At 45.8% G+C, this 15675-nt stretch carries 14 protein-coding genes; 6 read left to right on the forward strand and 8 right to left on the reverse strand.

Features of this window, described 5'->3' with window-relative positions; all coding sequences use genetic code 11:
• Positions 1 to 22: 22 nt before the first annotated feature.
• From AAC006_RS10460 to AAC006_RS10470, 3 genes are all read left to right on the forward strand, one after another.
• Positions 23 to 1012, forward strand: a complete 990-nt coding sequence (locus tag AAC006_RS10460; protein WP_082605070.1) for a zinc transporter ZntB — start codon at positions 23 to 25, stop codon at positions 1010 to 1012.
• Positions 1013 to 1179: 167 nt separating this feature from the next.
• Positions 1180 to 2661 (forward strand): methyl-accepting chemotaxis protein, encoded by a 1482-nt coding sequence (locus tag AAC006_RS10465; RefSeq protein WP_208805195.1) that lies wholly within the window; start codon positions 1180 to 1182, stop codon positions 2659 to 2661.
• Positions 2661 to 3194 carry a DUF6436 domain-containing protein gene (locus tag AAC006_RS10470; protein ID WP_208805194.1) on the forward strand — a complete coding sequence of 178 codons (534 nt, stop codon included), beginning with the start codon at positions 2661 to 2663 and terminating at the stop codon, positions 3192 to 3194. Before AAC006_RS10465 ends, AAC006_RS10470 begins: the two co-directional genes overlap by 1 nt.
• On the opposite strand, the gene AAC006_RS10475 is transcribed toward AAC006_RS10470, so the two are convergent.
• The 6 genes from AAC006_RS10475 to AAC006_RS10500 form a co-directional block, all read right to left on the reverse strand.
• Entirely contained in the window at positions 3191 to 4159 is a 969-nt protein-coding gene (locus AAC006_RS10475) for a histone deacetylase family protein (protein WP_208805193.1), read from the reverse strand. The genes AAC006_RS10470 and AAC006_RS10475 overlap by 4 nt on opposite strands.
• Complete coding sequence (locus AAC006_RS10480; protein WP_013786040.1) at positions 4156 to 5997, reverse strand: bifunctional acetyl-CoA hydrolase/transferase family protein/GNAT family N-acetyltransferase; 1842 nt, start codon at positions 5995 to 5997, stop codon at positions 4156 to 4158. The genes AAC006_RS10475 and AAC006_RS10480 overlap by 4 nt, the downstream gene beginning before the upstream one ends.
• Before the next feature lie 112 nt (positions 5998 to 6109).
• Entirely contained in the window at positions 6110 to 6610 is a 501-nt protein-coding gene (locus AAC006_RS10485; RefSeq protein ID WP_013786041.1) for a YqiA/YcfP family alpha/beta fold hydrolase, read from the reverse strand.
• A gap of 21 nt (positions 6611 to 6631) precedes the next feature.
• Positions 6632 to 9730, reverse strand: coding sequence for an efflux RND transporter permease subunit (locus tag AAC006_RS10490; protein ID WP_126872659.1), 3099 nt, complete (start codon positions 9728 to 9730; stop codon positions 6632 to 6634).
• A 17-nt stretch (positions 9731 to 9747) separates the two neighbouring features.
• Positions 9748 to 10890 carry an efflux RND transporter periplasmic adaptor subunit gene (locus tag AAC006_RS10495; protein WP_013786043.1) on the reverse strand — a complete coding sequence of 381 codons (1143 nt, stop codon included), beginning with the start codon at positions 10888 to 10890 and terminating at the stop codon, positions 9748 to 9750.
• A gap of 426 nt (positions 10891 to 11316) precedes the next feature.
• Positions 11317 to 11988: a DNA-J related domain-containing protein gene (locus AAC006_RS10500; RefSeq protein WP_041453106.1), complete on the reverse strand. Its 672-nt coding sequence runs from the start codon at positions 11986 to 11988 to the stop codon at positions 11317 to 11319.
• 227 nt (positions 11989 to 12215) lie between these two features.
• On the opposite strand from AAC006_RS10500, the gene AAC006_RS10505 reads away from it, so the two are divergent.
• On the forward strand, positions 12216 to 12932 hold the full coding sequence (locus tag AAC006_RS10505; protein ID WP_126872660.1) for a DUF1499 domain-containing protein: 717 nt from the start codon (positions 12216 to 12218) through the stop codon (positions 12930 to 12932).
• Between the two features lie 87 nt (positions 12933 to 13019).
• On the opposite strand, the gene AAC006_RS10510 is transcribed toward AAC006_RS10505, so the two are convergent.
• Complete coding sequence (locus tag AAC006_RS10510) at positions 13020 to 13337, reverse strand: multidrug efflux SMR transporter (RefSeq protein WP_126872661.1); 318 nt, start codon at positions 13335 to 13337, stop codon at positions 13020 to 13022.
• A 58-nt stretch (positions 13338 to 13395) separates the two neighbouring features.
• Positions 13396 to 13998, reverse strand: coding sequence for a LysE family transporter (locus tag AAC006_RS10515; protein WP_126872662.1), 603 nt, complete (start codon positions 13996 to 13998; stop codon positions 13396 to 13398).
• Positions 13999 to 14147: 149 nt separating this feature from the next.
• Here AAC006_RS10515 and AAC006_RS10520 point away from each other — a divergent pair, with 149 nt between their 5' ends.
• Together AAC006_RS10520 and AAC006_RS10525 are read left to right on the forward strand one after the other, a co-directional pair.
• Positions 14148 to 15035, forward strand: a complete 888-nt coding sequence (locus tag AAC006_RS10520; protein ID WP_126872663.1) for an ArgP/LysG family DNA-binding transcriptional regulator — start codon at positions 14148 to 14150, stop codon at positions 15033 to 15035.
• A complete protein-coding gene (locus AAC006_RS10525; RefSeq protein ID WP_013786049.1) occupies positions 15032 to 15625 on the forward strand; it encodes a class I SAM-dependent methyltransferase in 594 nt (197 codons plus the stop codon). Before AAC006_RS10520 ends, AAC006_RS10525 begins: the two co-directional genes overlap by 4 nt.
• The last annotated feature ends 50 nt before the right edge of the window (positions 15626 to 15675 follow it).

A 15675-nucleotide genomic window follows, 5' to 3' on the forward strand; every position in this document is an offset into this window, starting at 1 on the left:
TTTTCTGATGGTAATGGTTCATATGCACGCAGCCTCAACTCCTCAAGCCTTATTATGGGCTTATTTACTATCTCCCAATGGTGAAACTAAAACCATTGAAGCGAAAGCCATTCCCGACGCCTTAGCACAATGTTCGTTCAGCGATGAATACCTTTGGTTGCATGTCCAATCAGATGCTGAAGACGCTGGCACCTTATTGCAATCTAGTGGCTTACACCAAACGGTTATAGACAGCTTACTTGCTTTAGAGACAAGGCCAAGAGCCATGACCCTACATCAGGGAACCTTGGTGTATTTGCGAGGCATCAATAAAAACCCTGATGCCGACCCAGAAGATATGGTGTCGCTACGTACGTGGTACAACAAAAATATTATTGTAAGTGCTCGGCGTAAAAACAGGCGATTAGCCTCCATTCAAAACCTTCGAGATGAAATAGCTTCGGCACAGGTACCTATAAGCCCATCAGCACTATTGCTGAACATGATCACAAAAGTCGCTGACACCATTTTGGACACGGTAGATGAAATGGACGAGAGCCTAGTAGGGTTTGAAACCCGTGAACAACTTCGAAAGGAAGATAGGCAAAATTTATCTATTGTAAGACGCCAAGCCGCATCTATCAGGCGCTACCTTGCGCCACAACGTGATGCGTTAGATGCCCTACTTCGTTTACCCGATGCGTTATCGCAAAATCAGAGTTTTGAACTGCGTGAGCAAACCGACCGCATGAGCCGGTATGTAGAAGATATGGACTTATTGCGAGAAAGAGCAATTGTACTTCAAGACGAATTGCGAAACCGAATAGCGGAACAACAAGGCGTGCGCATGTACGTATTGTCGATGGTAACGGCGATTTTCTTGCCCTTGTCGTTTTTAACGGGTGTGTTCGGCATGAACGTAGGCGGATTACCGGGTACCGAATCTGCCAATGCTTTTTTATATTTAATGCTTGGAATGGGAGCGCTAAGCATCTGCATGTTGGTAGCGATGCTGTGGAAGCGCTGGCTGTAGCTAGCGTTTAACCAACCATTAAAATTCATTAAAAATAATTAACATTCAACGCATTAGTACAAAGGCTAATAGATTTTAATTTTTTTAATCGTATGATTGGTCAAAATAGCGCGCTTTGCATTTCTTGCCTACACTTAGGCAAACTGCTTTAGTGGAGAGAAAACAATATGCAGTACCCTTGGATACTAGAAGGACACAAGATCTTTCGAGTGGTAATACTGATCCAACTAGTCATTTCTTTTGTTATTGGCTTCGTGACAGGCGATATCTTCACTGCCGTGGTGCTTGGCATTCCTATCGCTGCTCTACCTCTTTACTTCAGCTTTCAACAGCCCCAGTCGGTTATTAGCCGTCGTGCGGTTGCCATTGGCATACAATTACTCACAGCGCTGCATATTCATCAAACCTTCGGGCTTATTGAAATGCACTTTGAAATATTCGTGACACTGGCGTTTCTTTCTTATTTCAGAGACTGGAAGGTTATTGCAACCGCCACTGCCGTGGTTGCGGTACATCACATCAGCTTTTATATTCTTGCTACGCAAGGTGCTCCTGTATTTATCTTTCAAGAGGGAGACCTAACGTTCCCTATATTATTAATGCACGCGGCTTTTGCAGTAGCGGAAGGTGGCCTTTTGATGTACATGACCAAACAAGCCCATCAAGAAGGTGCTGGCGCCGCAGAGTTACGTATCGCTATAGAGAATATGCAGAAATCTGAAGGGCAAATAGATTTATCTGTATCCTTTGAGAGAGAAAACGAAATACTTCGTCCATTTGGCGAACTTATTGACCAAGTTAAAGACTTGGTTGCTTTAGCGTCTTCATTAATGAATGAAGTCGTTAAAGGTTGTGAGAAAATGGAAACGGCGGCTAGCAATATGTTTGAGATTAGCCGCAATACCGACCAAGAAATTGCCATGGTGTCTGCTTCGTCTGAAGAAATTGCGCAAACCATGCAAATGTCTGCCGAACAGACAACCCGCGCTAGTGACAAAGCGTCTGCGGCAGAGGCCTCTTCAGGTTCAACTCGCGACTCTATCGTGTCCACCAGTCGAACCATAGATTCGCTGCGTAGTACGCTAAATGATGCCGCAAAAACTAACACTGCACTTAACGAACAATGTTCACACATTTCAGAAGCCATGCGTGCCATAACGTCAGTAGCAGAGCAGACTAACCTACTGGCGCTAAACGCGGCCATCGAGTCGGCGCGTGCTGGTGAGCACGGTAGAGGGTTTGCAGTGGTTGCTGATGAAGTGCGTACCTTGGCCATTCGTTCAAAAGAAAGTGCTGATCAAATCACCTCGGTAACCGAGCAATTAGTAAGTCAAACGGCAAGTTCGGTAGACCAGATGCAAACCTGTATTCAGCTTGTTGATGAAGCTGTACTGTCGGCTGATACTGCTACCCAAGCAATGTCTGAAATCACCACGCAAATTCAGTTTGCCAGTGAAAGCATGACTGAAATTGCGACCTCTGCCGTTGAGCAAGAAACCGCATCGGCTTCCATCGCACAAAGTACAGCTCGGTTAAGTGAACTGACTTCTGAAGAGCTCGCTACGGCGGAATCGTTGTCAGCAGAAGTGGAAATTTTGTCTCAAATTTCACAACAAATGCGCGGTGCTATAGGTCGCTTTAAGCTGTAATGTCGAAAAAGGGAAGTTGGACGCTGTTGCTGGTATGGGCAATTAGTTTACTAAGTGCTGTTTTGTTTTATAGCCAGCGTCAAATTTCTGAGTTCGACCCTAAAGGCACCTTGCTGCATCAATCAACAAGCGTCACCTTTGACGCTTCGTTGATATCTCTGCTTAAAGACTATGATGTGCCTGCTGGCAGTATTGTTCATGTGGGTACGCAGGAAAAGTGTTATTGCGACACCCTTACCGATTCTCATCAAACTCAGCTGATCAACAACCTAGGTCAATTAGGCTACAGCGGCTTGACGCTAGACATTGAAGATGTGCCAGAACTCGCCTCTATATTGCCTTCGGTACCTACCCTTATTGTTGTAGACACCCAGTATAACCTTCGCTATTTAGGGCCTTACGCTACGGGGTACGGTTGTTTTACCGGTAAAAATTTAGTGGATGAAATTAGCGGGTATGCAACAAGTTCGTCTTACATCAATGCCGTGGTGAAAACCGAAGCTGATGGGTGTTTTTGCAGCCCGCACGGTTAGGGGTGAGATAGCCCTTTCAAATGTGCCACCACACTGCGCCCAAGCGCACTTAAGTCATACCCCCCCTCAAGCGTACTCACAACACGGCCATTACAGCATATATCAGCAACTCGCCTGATGCGCTGGCTCACCCAAAAATAGTCATCTTCGGTAAGGCGAAGATGCGCCATAGGGTCTTCAGCATGGCCATCAAATCCTGCCGATATAAAGATAAGCTCGGGATGAAAATTCTCTAGCGCATTAAACCAATGGGATACTTTTTCTCGAAATACTTCGCCGGTAGAACCCGCTTCTATAGGCACAGATAAAATATTGCTTGCTGACACAGGCGCACCGCTATGAGGATAAAACGGGTGCTGAAAACTAGAACACATCATGATGCGTTGATCCCCTGCGATAATATTTTCAGTGCCATTACCGTGATGAACATCGAAATCGATAATTGCCACACGAGAAAGCTGATAGTTTTGTAGAGCATAGCGTGCAGCTATGGCTACATTATTAAATAGGCAAAAGCCCATTGAGCCATCGTAGGTAGCATGATGCCCAGGCGGACGCGCTAAACAAAAGGCCTGCCTATCATCGCCCTGCATGGCCCAATCTACGGCATTACAACCTGCCCCTGCCGATTCTAATGCGGCGGGCAAAGTATATTCCATCATGCCGGTATCATCATCTAACCAAGTGACTGGGTTGTTGTCTTTATGATTTGCATCAGGGTGTGCTTTTGCTGATGCAGACAGATGCTGCGCCCGGGCAAATACACTTTGCACGTACTCTGGGCTATGCGCCAAGGTAAGGTAAGCCTCAGCGATAGGCTTTGCATCCGCGTGTTCACACACCATTTCTAAACCCGATGCTAATAGCTGGTCGTCTATTGCATATAACCTATCTGGCGACTCAGGATGCTCTGAGCCTAAGTCATGTTTAACGCCATGTTTAGTGCGATAAATTCGAATGGTCATGGTAACTCACTCACGTTTAATACCAATTCAACGTCACTGGGGTCACCGGTAAAAAGCCGTTTAAACTGCATTTGTTCAAAGATTGTGATCATGGGGGTATTTTCTCCCCTGACATAGGCCACCATTTGATTTATTTCACGCGCTTTCGCTATACGAATGAGTTCGTTCAACAGCCGACTTGCCATGCCTTTACCCTGCTGTGTTTCTCGGGTAACAAACGCCACTTCACAGGAGTTATTGCTGGCGTTGTAATAAAACCGGCCCACGGCATGAATGGTAATTCGAGACCCTTCTTGGCGCACTATGCACAAGGCCACGTCAGAGGTTTGATCTACACTCACCAAGTTACACGACTTCTCTCTCGACATTTGTTTGGGGTCGTAGTTGTAGCGAAGTCGCAGGGTTTCTTTGGTGTGCGAATAAAAAAACTCTTGAAGGCGGCGTTCATCAGCGGGATTCAGCGGGCGCATATAAAATTTTTCGCCTTGAATATTTAGCCGTTTAAGCTGAATAGCGCCTAGCTCGGGAATATCTGTCGGGTACTTTTCTTGGTAATGCGGTACCCAATAATGCTGCCTGACTTCTTCCAATAGCTGAGATCTGAACTTAGGGTGCGCTACTCGAATAAGCTCTAGCGCTCGCTCACGAATACTTTTACCTTTAAGAGACGCAATACCGTACTCGGTAACAACATATTGCACGTTGCCCCGCGAGGTTACTACCCCAGCCCCTTCAGCAAGACGTGGCGTAATGCGAGATATGGTTTCATTTTTTGCCGTTGATGGCAGCGCAATAATGGCTTTCCCCCCTTTGCTAATAGATGCGCCTGTTACAAAATCGACCTGCCCCCCAATACCACTATAAAAATCATATCCTAGCGAGTCGGCAACCACCTGCCCCGTTAAATCGACTTCCAACGCACTATTAATCGCCACCATATTGTCGTTCTTGGCAACATTGGTGGGTTTATTCACATAACTGCTAGGGTAAAATTCAATATGCGGGTTGTTATCGATTAAATCGTAGAGCTTACGGGTACCAATAGCGAAACTGGTTACCACCTTGCCTGGGTGGAAGGTTTTTTTCTTATTAGTAACCGCACCTGATGCTAACAACTCAATAATACTGTCGGTAAGCATTTCGCTGTGAATACCTAAATCTTTGTGATGGCACAGGTATTTAAGGGTGGCACTTGGAATTTTACCAATACCAAATTGCAAGGTAGCGCCATCATCAACCAACATGGAAACGTACTGCCCAATACGTTCGGCCACGCTATCAATAGGTGGCGGCATAACTTCAACTAAGGGTTCGTTCGCTTCAATACATGCGGTAATTTCACTGACGTGAATATAGGAATGACCAGCCGTTCGGGGAACTTGCGGGTTAATTTGTGCAATCACATATTTACTTTGACGCACTGCCGACATGGCAATATCAACCGCCGCACCTAAGGAGCAATAGCCGAATTCATCAGGAGGACTTACATTTACCAGCGCGGCGTCTAAAGACAGCGTGCCATCACTAAACAAACTTGAAATTTCAGAGAGAAAAACTGGGGTGTAATCGGCTCGGCCTTCATCAACAGCTTGCCGCATCGCTTGACCACCAATAAAGAAGGTATTGGCTTTAAATAGATTTTTGTACTCATCATTGACCCAGCGCGTATCGCCAAGTGCAAGCATGTGTACTAGTTCAATATCGCTAAAGCCATCGCTATTATCAATTAGGTGCTGAATCAGTGCGTAAGGTACTGATGCATTACCACCCACAAATAATCGACAACCCGACTTTATCAGCGCTTTCCAATCTGGTTCAGACGGTAAACCTATTGCCATACCCTCGGCCTTATTCCCGCTAATCTGTACCGCTATAATGACACATTTTTCCTGTTGTGCGTTACCAAGCTGGTAAGACAACAGGAAAAACGTTACAGCAGCAAAGCTTCCGTTAGTTCAGTGTAAACGGATGCAACCAATTGCGAAAGAAAGGCGATATCGCAAACATGCTTTTCGACAGTCTGTGACCGTCTTCTAGCAGTAACAACTGAGAATTACGCAACTTCGCATAATCTATACTGTGGCTAACAGGAATGACATCATCATTCCAGCCGTGGATTACACTCGTTTTTCCGGTGTAGTTATATTCTTGCACTTCGTAGCTTGGCATATACAGCGCCGGCGCTAGTAAAAATAAACCCCGTGCAGACACACGCTCAGCGGCCACCAAAGACACGTAACCGCCCATACTAGATCCTACCAGTATAACTTCATTGCCTTGCGCTTCTACCGTATCAACCAATCGGGTGATGCGATCTTCTGGCGAAGGTAAATCCTGATAATCCACACTAATAACATCAAAGCCAACATCGCTAGCTACGTTAGACAATGTAGTGATCTTACTGCCCCAAGGGCCACTTTCTTTTCCATGAGAAAAAATGACAGTAGTCATCGTAAAACCTCAACGTCTAAGTTATTTATCTTGTTTATGAAACAGCTTTTCAACCATCACGTAGAACATAGGTACAAAGAAAATGGCTAAGAAGGTGGCAGCAAACATGCCCCCCATCACCGCAATACCTATCGCGTTTTGGCTTGCTGAACCTGCACCGCTAGCCATTGCCAGCGGTGTTACACCGAGTATAAAGGCCATAGATGTCATTAATATGGGGCGAAAACGCTGAGAAGCCGCATTTGATACCGCCGTCATTAAATCAATGCCTTCTTCGTATTGCTCTTTCGCGAACTCAACAATAAGAATGGCATTTTTCGCCGCCAGACCCACTGTGGTCAAAAACGCAACTTGTAGGTAAACATCGTTTGGTAAATTGAATAAGAACGCAGCCGTTACCGACCCTAATATACCCAAAGGTACCACTAGCATTACTGCAAAGGGCACAGACCAACTCTCATACAATGCCGCTAGACATAAAAATACAATGAGAATAGAAATAGCATACAGCATAGGCGCTTGCGAGCCTGCTTGTTGTTCTTCAAAAGATAGGCCGGACCATTCAATGGCATAACCATCAGGCAATTGAGCGACTAGCTTCTCCATCTCCTCCATGGCTTCACCAGATGAAATACCTTCAGCGGGGCTACCTTGAATGTTGACCGATGATATACCGTTAAAACGCTCTAATTTCGGCGAGCCATACACCCACTCAGTAGACGCGAAGGTACTGAAGGCCACCATGTCTCCGTCGGCGTTACGCACAAACCACTTGTCTAAATCGTCTGGCGACATGCGATATTTTGCATCCGCTTGCATATAAACGCGTTTTATACGGCCTTTATCAATAAAGTCGTTTACGTAACTTGAGCCCCACGCAATTTGCAGTGCACTGTTTATTTCACTTAGGTTTAACCCCAACGCAGATGCTTTTTCACTGTCTATATTCACCTTAAACTGAGGCACGTCGCTTAATCCATTGGGGCGAACACCAGCTAGTTTAGGGTTTTGCGCAGCCATGCCTAACAATTGATTGCGGGCATTCATCAAGGCCACATGACCATTACTTCCACGATCCACAAGCTGCATATCAAAGCCTGTGGCGTTACCTAATTCCATAATGGGCGGTGGCACAATAGGAAATGCAGAAGCATCTTCAATTTGACTAAATGCGCCAAAGGCGCGACCTACCAGCGCAAATGCTGAGTCACTTTCATCTCGTACACTCCAGTCATTCAAGTTTACAAAACCCATACCGGCATTTTGAGCTTGGCCAGCAAAACTAAAACCGACAACCGTAAATAATCCGTTAACCGCACTTTGCTCTTGGTCTAAGAAAAAGTCTTCTGCCTTTTTAACCGACTCTAAGGTACGCCCAGCAGTTGCACCAGGAGGCGTACTTATTAGCACCATTAGGCGGCCTTGATCTTCATCGGGTAAGAATGCACCAGGTAATTGGGCAAAGATATATGCCATTCCGGCGACTAAAATACCGTATACCGCAAAGTAACGCTTAGCACGTTTCGCCATGTGGGTAGTGGTACGCTGATAGCGGTCGCGGCCTTTGTTGAATGTGCGGTTAAACCAACCAAAGAAGCCTTTGTCTTTGTCATGTTCAGGATCGTGTTGTTTTAGCAGCGTGGCACACAATGAAGGCGACAATATAATTGCCACCAAAACCGAAAAGCCCATGGCAGACACGATAGTAATTGAGAACTGGCGATAAATAGCCCCAGCAGAACCACTGAAAAAGGCCATAGGAATAAATACCGTCGATAACACCGCGGCAATACCTACTAGCGCACCGGTAATTTGTGTCATGGATTTTTTAGTGGCTTCAGCGGGCGGTAAGCCCTCTTCTTCCATAATACGTTCAACGTTTTCAACCACGACAATAGCGTCATCCACTAGCAAACCAATGGCTAGCACCATGGCAAACATAGTTAATACGTTAATGCTGTAACCAAATGCCAGTAGTACTGCAAAGGTACCTAGCAATACCACCGGAACCGCGATAGTAGGAATAAGGGTAGCGCGCCAATTCTGCAAAAATAGCAGCATGACGAAGAATACCAAAACCACAGCTTCAATCAGCGTGTGTACCACTGACTCAATCGACAATTCGATAAAGGGTGAAGCATCTACCGGATAAACCACTTTTACGCTGTCTGGTAGGTTGACTCGTAGCTCTTCAACTCGTTGCTTTACCGCATTGATAGTATCTAGCGCGTTCGCACCTGACGCTAAGCTAATCGCCATACCTGAGGCAGGGTGACGGTCGTATCGAACGATTACATCGTAGCTTTCTGCACCTAGTTCAACCCGTGCAACATCGCGAACTCGAACTTGAGAACCATCGGTATTTACCCGCAGCACGATGCTTTCAAAATCATCGACGGTTTGTAAGCGTGACTGAGCTTGAATAGTCGCATTAATTTGCTGGCCTTGAATGGCAGGTAAGCCCCCGAGTTGCCCCGCAGATACATCGGTGTTTTGCACTTCTACAGCAGCTTGTACATCTACCGGCGTTAAGTTGTAGCTGTACAGTTTGTCTGGATCTAACCAGATTCGCATTGAACGCTGGGCACCAAATACCCGCACGCTTCCCACGCCGTTAACACGGGAGACTGAATCGCGAAATTGAGATACCAATAAATCACTTAAGTCGTACTGACTCATTTGCCCCGTTTCGTCATAAAAACCAATGGCTAACGAAAACGCTGAGTTTGACTTTGCAACCGTGACACCTTGTTGCTGCACCTGTGTCGGCAGCAATGGCAGTGCCGCTTGCACTTTATTTTGAGTTTGAACTTGCGCAATATCTGGGTCAGTTCCCGGCTCAAAAGTAAGGCTAATAGACATACTGCTATTTGAGCTACTGGCAGAGAAATAACGTAAGTTATCGATGCCTGATAAGTTTTGCTCAACCACCTGCGTGACCGAGTTCTCAACAGTTTCTGCTGAAGCCCCTGGGTAAGTTGCAGTAATCGTCACCGTGGGTGGCGCAACTTTAGGGTATTGCTCAATTGGCAGGGTATAAATGGCAAGTACACCTGCCATCATCGTAATAATTGCAAGTACCCACGCAAAGACGGGTCTGTCGATAAAAAAGCGAGCCATAGTAAACTAATCCTATCTTAACGTGAGCCGCGTGACGATGACTGCCACTCGCTGGTGTTTACTTTACTGCCAGGTTTCACTTTTTGGTAACCAGAAACAATAAGTCTATCGCCCTCTTTGATACCCGAGGTGGCAATATATTGGTCTTTGTAGATGTCGCTAGTTTTTAGTGCACGCGCTTCTACCACGTCATTACTGTTCACCACATAGACTGACAATGAACCGTCTTGTTGACGCATCGTAGCGCGCTGCGGTACTAGTAGAGCCTGTTCTGTACCGGTAATAACGTGGCCTTTCACGAATAAGCCTGGTAACAACAACCCGTCTGGATTTGGCATTTCGGCGCGAAGGGCGACTGAACCGGTACTTTCATCCACGGTAACTTCCGAAAACTTCACGCTACCTATGTGTTCGTATTTCTTACCCGTGGCCTCGTCCACAGTCAATTCCACAGGCATCGAGCCTTGTTCTTGCATGGCTTGGCGAAGGGTCAGTATGGCTCGACCCGACTCCTGCATATCGATGAAGATAGGGTTTAACTGCGTAATAGTGGCAAGTTGCTGCGTTTGGTTTGTGGTCGCGAGTGTACCTTCTGTCACAAACGAGCGACTGATACGGCCGCTAATTGGCGCATACACCTTGGTATAGCCTAAGTTAACTCGTGCTAAATCTACCGCCGCTTGAGCAACACTAATCGCTGCCTGTGCTTGTTCCTTTTGCGCAATAACATCGTCGTATTCTTGGCGACTGATGGCATTTTGTTTAATTAGGTCATCGTAGCGGCGAGCTTTCGCTTCTAAGGTTTTTAAATTCGCTTGTGCACTTTTAACGTCAGCAATGGTGCTGTTTAATTGAGCACGATAACGCGCATCATCAATTTGATAAAGTTGCTGGCCTTTTTCAACCTGCGCACCTTCTTCAAATAAACGCTCTGTAATCACTCCATCAACCTGAGGGCGAACCTGAGACTGACGAGATGGCGTAACCCTTCCTGGCAGAATCATTTCATGGGTTACCGCTTGGCGTGCAATAGTAAGCACCGATACAGACTGTGGCGGCATGGCTTGCTGCCCTGCGCCCGCCTGTTCAGACTCAGACGAACACCCAATCGCACCTACCAACAAAGCTAGGGTAGTGATGACATAAAAAACGCGTTTCATAATAATTTCTCGAATTTAAAAACTAACGATTACCGGCAAACGAGAACGTTTAACCGGTAAACTTAAATTTTGGGCCTGTATTAACGTAGGTAACTTCCATGCGCCGAGTTATAAATACATTGGCATTACTCAGCCCGATCACATCAACTGGACTAATGAGATCGTATGCTTCAAATGCGGCGCGACATCGCAGTAACGCACAACGTATCAATTTACTGTGACGAAAGGGTTACTCATCGGCCAGTATGAATAATGGGACACCCTATTCATGACATATCTGACACAAGCTTTACATTGTGCGCGCTTATACTAAAGATTAAAAGTAAAGGGAGTTAAAGGTGCTGATCTTATCGGTCAGTTGCAGTATTTTTATACTGTAGCGGTACCCTAAGGTTGTAAAACACGCTTTTCATTCAACTTTTAGTATTAGAGCCCGTAATACCGCAATAAGGTTTGGTACGCCGAAATAACATTTTGCGCTGCTTCGTGGCTACCTCCTTTGTCTGGGTGCACTGTTGCCAACTGCTTCTTGTAATGCCTCTTAAGCGTCGGTAACGTGATTGACACAGACTCCTCTAAGTTGAGTAAAGTGTGACATTGCACAATACTTTCTTTTGAATCGAAAGCGGGCTCAGCCCCCATCATTCGCTGCCAAAAGCCATTCAATAAAGCCTCTACATCAGCTTCACCAGTGCTGGCCAAGTTTTGCCAGTTCAGGTAGTACTCTGCAAGCGGATCGCTTTTATCTAATGTAGTGGCGTTTCTCACAGAGGCGCTTTGACTACTCGCTTTCAAGGGCAATAGAATGATGCGTGTAGTATGAATATCTAGCTCACCCACCGAGGCATCACGCCAGAGATTTCTAAGCAAATATAGGGTATGAAACAAGATGAAGTGGGTATTAAACAATGCTAGGGAATCGCGCAGCGCGTTGTCATTGAACAACTGATAGGGTGGCGACTTAAGTTGCGAAATTAGCGCATACTCTGTCATCCCTTCTTCAAACTCTGCTTTTTTTGTGGAAAGTATGTCTAACAGCACTTCCACTTTCTGTGCATTCGTCGCATTAAAAGAAGGGATCTCTTGGGCATTCCCCATAGTAAACCTCATGTTTGTATCAGCATATAGCATAGCAGAAGTTACTCTATTCCCCTTATGTAAACGCCACTAGTGCTTCTGACTCCTTCGTCCTTTCACTGCTTGCAAAGGTTTTTGCGACGGATCAAGCGCTTTACTCGCAAATTTAGTGGAAAATTTGAACCAAAAGCGCCCAATGACTGTTAAAGTTATGTTATACAAAGCAACAATAATAATTAGGAGCTCACTTGAAAGCACTCATTGCACTGACCAGCATTATTGGATTTTTAATGGTGGTATTACCAGGCCCGCTATATCAGTACGCAGGCGTTGATTTAGGCACCGCATTTACCTCTCTGCGCTATGGCGTATATGTGGGTGGCGCAGCCATTATACTTATCATTCTACAAGTACTAATAAAACGTAAAAGCGTCAGCTGGGGCAGTACGTTTGTTTTCGCTATATTAGCGTTAATTGCTGTCGCCATGCCTGTTAGCATGATGGGCAAAGCCAGTACCGTACCGCCTATTCACGATATCACTACCGATGTGACCAACCCTCCGGCGTTTGTGGCTATTGCGCCGCTACGTGAAAATGCACCTAACCCTATTACTTACGAGGGTGGTGAGGTAACACGTCAGCAAATCGATGCTTACCCTGAAATTAGAACCCAATTATTGGCGCAAAGCATTGATGAAGTCTTTGCAGCTAGTGAACAAACTATTGACGTATTAGGCTGGGAGCGTGTGTCCGATGGCGCATTGCCCTATACATTAGAAGCGACTGACACCACCCAGTGGTTTGGATTCAAAGATGATGTGGTTATTCGCCTAAAAGCAAAAGACGATAACACCCTTGTAGATATTCGCAGTAAATCTCGGGTTGGAAAAAGCGATTTAGGTAAAAACGCCGAACGCATCGACACCTTTTTAACTGCACTTCGCGCCCAGCTAAACCCTAACTAGACGCTAACTAATCGCTACTGTTAGCCGCACACAAAAAAGCTCAGGTATTCCCTGAGCTTTTTTAAACGCCACATTCTTTTAGTGGGGTTAGTGGGCTAATTTCAATACCACTACGCCCGCCACGATAAGTGCTGCGCCAAAGTAGCGCGCGACAGAAGTCGGATCGCCATAAAATACAACCCCAACTAGAAACGTACCCGCCGCACCTATGCCAGTCCACACCGCGTAAGCAGTACCTATCGGAATATTTTTTTGCGCCATCCATAAACAAAAACCACTGGCCGCCATAAAACCTACGGCTAACAGTATCCCCAGCACGCGGGTTTCAGCTTCTTGAGATAGCTTTAACCCCACCGGCCAACCTATTTCTAATAAGCCAGCCACAATCAAATAAATCCAGCTCATATGCCTCTCCTTCTTGCGATTGGCTGCTTACCGAAAAGCTTTCACTAATATTTTTATACTACAAGCTAGCCAATTGAATGCTTACCGCCCCTAGTACCGCTGCGTTTAAGCGGTTAAACCAACGCCAAAATGACGGGCGCTGCATATGGTGCGCAAATTTAGCGGTGAGGGTACTTAGCCCAACAAACCATACGATAGATGCCCAAACTGCACCGAGGACAAACCACCATTTATTTAGCTGCCACTGGCTGGCCAAGTTACCCATTAATAGCAGCGTATCTAAGTAAAAATGAGGATTCAACCACGTCACCGCCATAGCAATCAGAAACGCACGCTTAAATGACGTTTGCTTCTTCGACATTTCAAGTACCAACGCATCATCAGCCATAGAGGCTTTGAGTTTGTTAAACGCGAACCACAAAAGAAAGATAACGCCCGCCCACTTAGTGACTGATACCAACAAAGGATATTCTTGTAACAGCAACCCGAATCCCATTGCTCCTAAGCTGATAGAAATGGCATCGCTCACTATAAACAGCAGTACGAACAACCCGGTCCATTGACGCTTCAAAGACTGTTCGATTAAAAAACTATTTTGCGCACCGACGGCGATTATTAGGGTGCCGCCCATCACAAAACCACTCAACGCTGCCGCAAACATGAACTAAACCTCAAAAATTGAATGAATAAAAAATAGGCGTTGATTTTAGCTACTCTTTCAAACTAAATTAAATTAATAATTTTTCTTTGCTATTAAATTAATTAATAATACTGGGAATACCTATTTAAATAAGAGTGCTTGCTTTCATCATGCTTGATTATGCTGCCCTACACAGTTTTCGCGAAGTGCTACGCTACGGCAGTTTTGAGCGCGGCGCTCAAGCGCTCAACCTGACTCAGTCGGCAGTTTCACAAAAGATAAAGCGATTAGAGCAACAAGTGGGCGGGCCGGTTTTAGTGCGCATGAAACCGCTTAAAGCCACGCCACTTGGCGAACAACTCTTGTCTCACGTGCAAAAAGTGAGTGTGTTAGAAGAGCAGCTAACCACACGCAGCGGGGCGGCTGACCATGCTTCGCCACTGAGTGTTGCAGTAAACAACGATGTGCTGGCGACCTGGTTTACTGAGGTGATGGCAAGATTTAGTGAAATGCGTTCTAACCCCGTACATATTTATAATGCTGATCAAACCCAAACCCGCACCTTATTGCAGCAAGGTAAAGTCATGGCCTGCATTAGCCAAACTGGCACTCCCATTACCGGCGGGCAATCAGCAAGGCTTGGTACTATGAATTATCAACTCTATGCTTCGCCTGGATTTATACAGCGTTACCTTCAAAATGACATAAACCCTGAACGAGTAATGGGCACACCGGGGTTACTTTATGACGAATTTGATGTCACCCTACTCACCGACTATCAGCGAGAATGTTTAGACTTTCCGCCGTCGCTAACCACATGTCATTGGTATCCGTCATCTCATGGGTTTGCAAAAATGGCCGTAGAAGGCGTAGCGTGGGCGTTATTGCCAACCTTACAAGTTAAACAAGAAGTGGCATCGGGTCAGCTCATCTCGCTATTTCCTAGCAAACAATTAGGTGTGCCTTTGTTTTGGCATTGGACAGAACAGGCATCACATGCCCTTGGCGATTTTAGCCAAGTGGTTAAACACATTTCAAAAGAACAGCTAACACCATGAAGTACAATAAACACATCGCGTATTACCACCAGCACGCTTCAAAGCTTGCTTCACAATACACTAGTGTTGCATTTGAGGATGTACATGGCGATTGGTTGTCACATATACCGTCGCTAACCCATACCACTATCTTAGACATAGGTGCAGGAGCAGGCAGAGACGCGAAAGCGCTGGCCGATTTGGGAAATCACGTAACCGCTATTGAGCCTGCAACCGCGCTAATGCAATCAGGCATTGCCTTTACGGGAGAGTCAGTAACGTGGATTAAAGATACCCTGCCCTTACTCACATCACAGAAAAAGCAACACTACGGGTTAATTTTGATTAGCGCGGTATGGATGCACTTAACCCACGTTCAGCAACAACAAAGCTTGCAACGATGTAGCCAATTGCTTTTAACCGAAGGGCTCCTAGTCATTACTTTGCGACACGGGAAATTTGATGACGAACGGGTGGCTAATCCGGTTAATGCAAGGGACACCATCGAGTTCGCAAAATCCTGTGGCTTAACCTTAATTCATAACACAGACTCTAGCGACAAACTGCACCGCCAAGGTGTCAGTTGGCAAACTTTAGTCTTTACAAAATAAGCAAAAATGTCGCTTCACTCCGAACACTTTTCATACTAACCTAGTGCCAG

This window comes from uncultured Alteromonas sp., from assembly GCF_963976965.1.
Taxonomy (GTDB): domain Bacteria; phylum Pseudomonadota; class Gammaproteobacteria; order Enterobacterales; family Alteromonadaceae; genus Alteromonas; species Alteromonas naphthalenivorans.

Bases quoted from the DNA above. Each gene is read 5' to 3' on its own strand.
- AAC006_RS10520 (WP_126872663.1), top strand. From the start codon at position 14,148: ATGCTTGATTATGCTGCCCTACACAGTTTTCGCGAAGTGCTACGCTAC.
- AAC006_RS10500 (WP_041453106.1), bottom strand. From the start codon at position 11,988: ATGGGGAATGCCCAAGAGATCCCTTCTTTTAATGCGACGAATGCACAG.
- AAC006_RS10460 (WP_082605070.1), top strand. From the start codon at position 23: ATGCACGCAGCCTCAACTCCTCAAGCCTTATTATGGGCTTATTTACTA.
- AAC006_RS10495 (WP_013786043.1), bottom strand. From the start codon at position 10,890: ATGAAACGCGTTTTTTATGTCATCACTACCCTAGCTTTGTTGGTAGGT.
- AAC006_RS10490 (WP_126872659.1), bottom strand. From the start codon at position 9,730: ATGGCTCGCTTTTTTATCGACAGACCCGTCTTTGCGTGGGTACTTGCA.
- AAC006_RS10485 (WP_013786041.1), bottom strand. From the start codon at position 6,610: ATGACTACTGTCATTTTTTCTCATGGAAAAGAAAGTGGCCCTTGGGGC.
- AAC006_RS10480 (WP_013786040.1), bottom strand. From the start codon at position 5,997: ATGGCAATAGGTTTACCGTCTGAACCAGATTGGAAAGCGCTGATAAAG.
- AAC006_RS10475 (WP_208805193.1), bottom strand. From the start codon at position 4,159: ATGACCATTCGAATTTATCGCACTAAACATGGCGTTAAACATGACTTA.
- AAC006_RS10465 (WP_208805195.1), top strand. From the start codon at position 1,180: ATGCAGTACCCTTGGATACTAGAAGGACACAAGATCTTTCGAGTGGTA.
- AAC006_RS10470 (WP_208805194.1), top strand. From the start codon at position 2,661: ATGTCGAAAAAGGGAAGTTGGACGCTGTTGCTGGTATGGGCAATTAGT.
- AAC006_RS10510 (WP_126872661.1), bottom strand. From the start codon at position 13,337: ATGAGCTGGATTTATTTGATTGTGGCTGGCTTATTAGAAATAGGTTGG.
- AAC006_RS10515 (WP_126872662.1), bottom strand. From the start codon at position 13,998: ATGTTTGCGGCAGCGTTGAGTGGTTTTGTGATGGGCGGCACCCTAATA.
- AAC006_RS10525 (WP_013786049.1), top strand. From the start codon at position 15,032: ATGAAGTACAATAAACACATCGCGTATTACCACCAGCACGCTTCAAAG.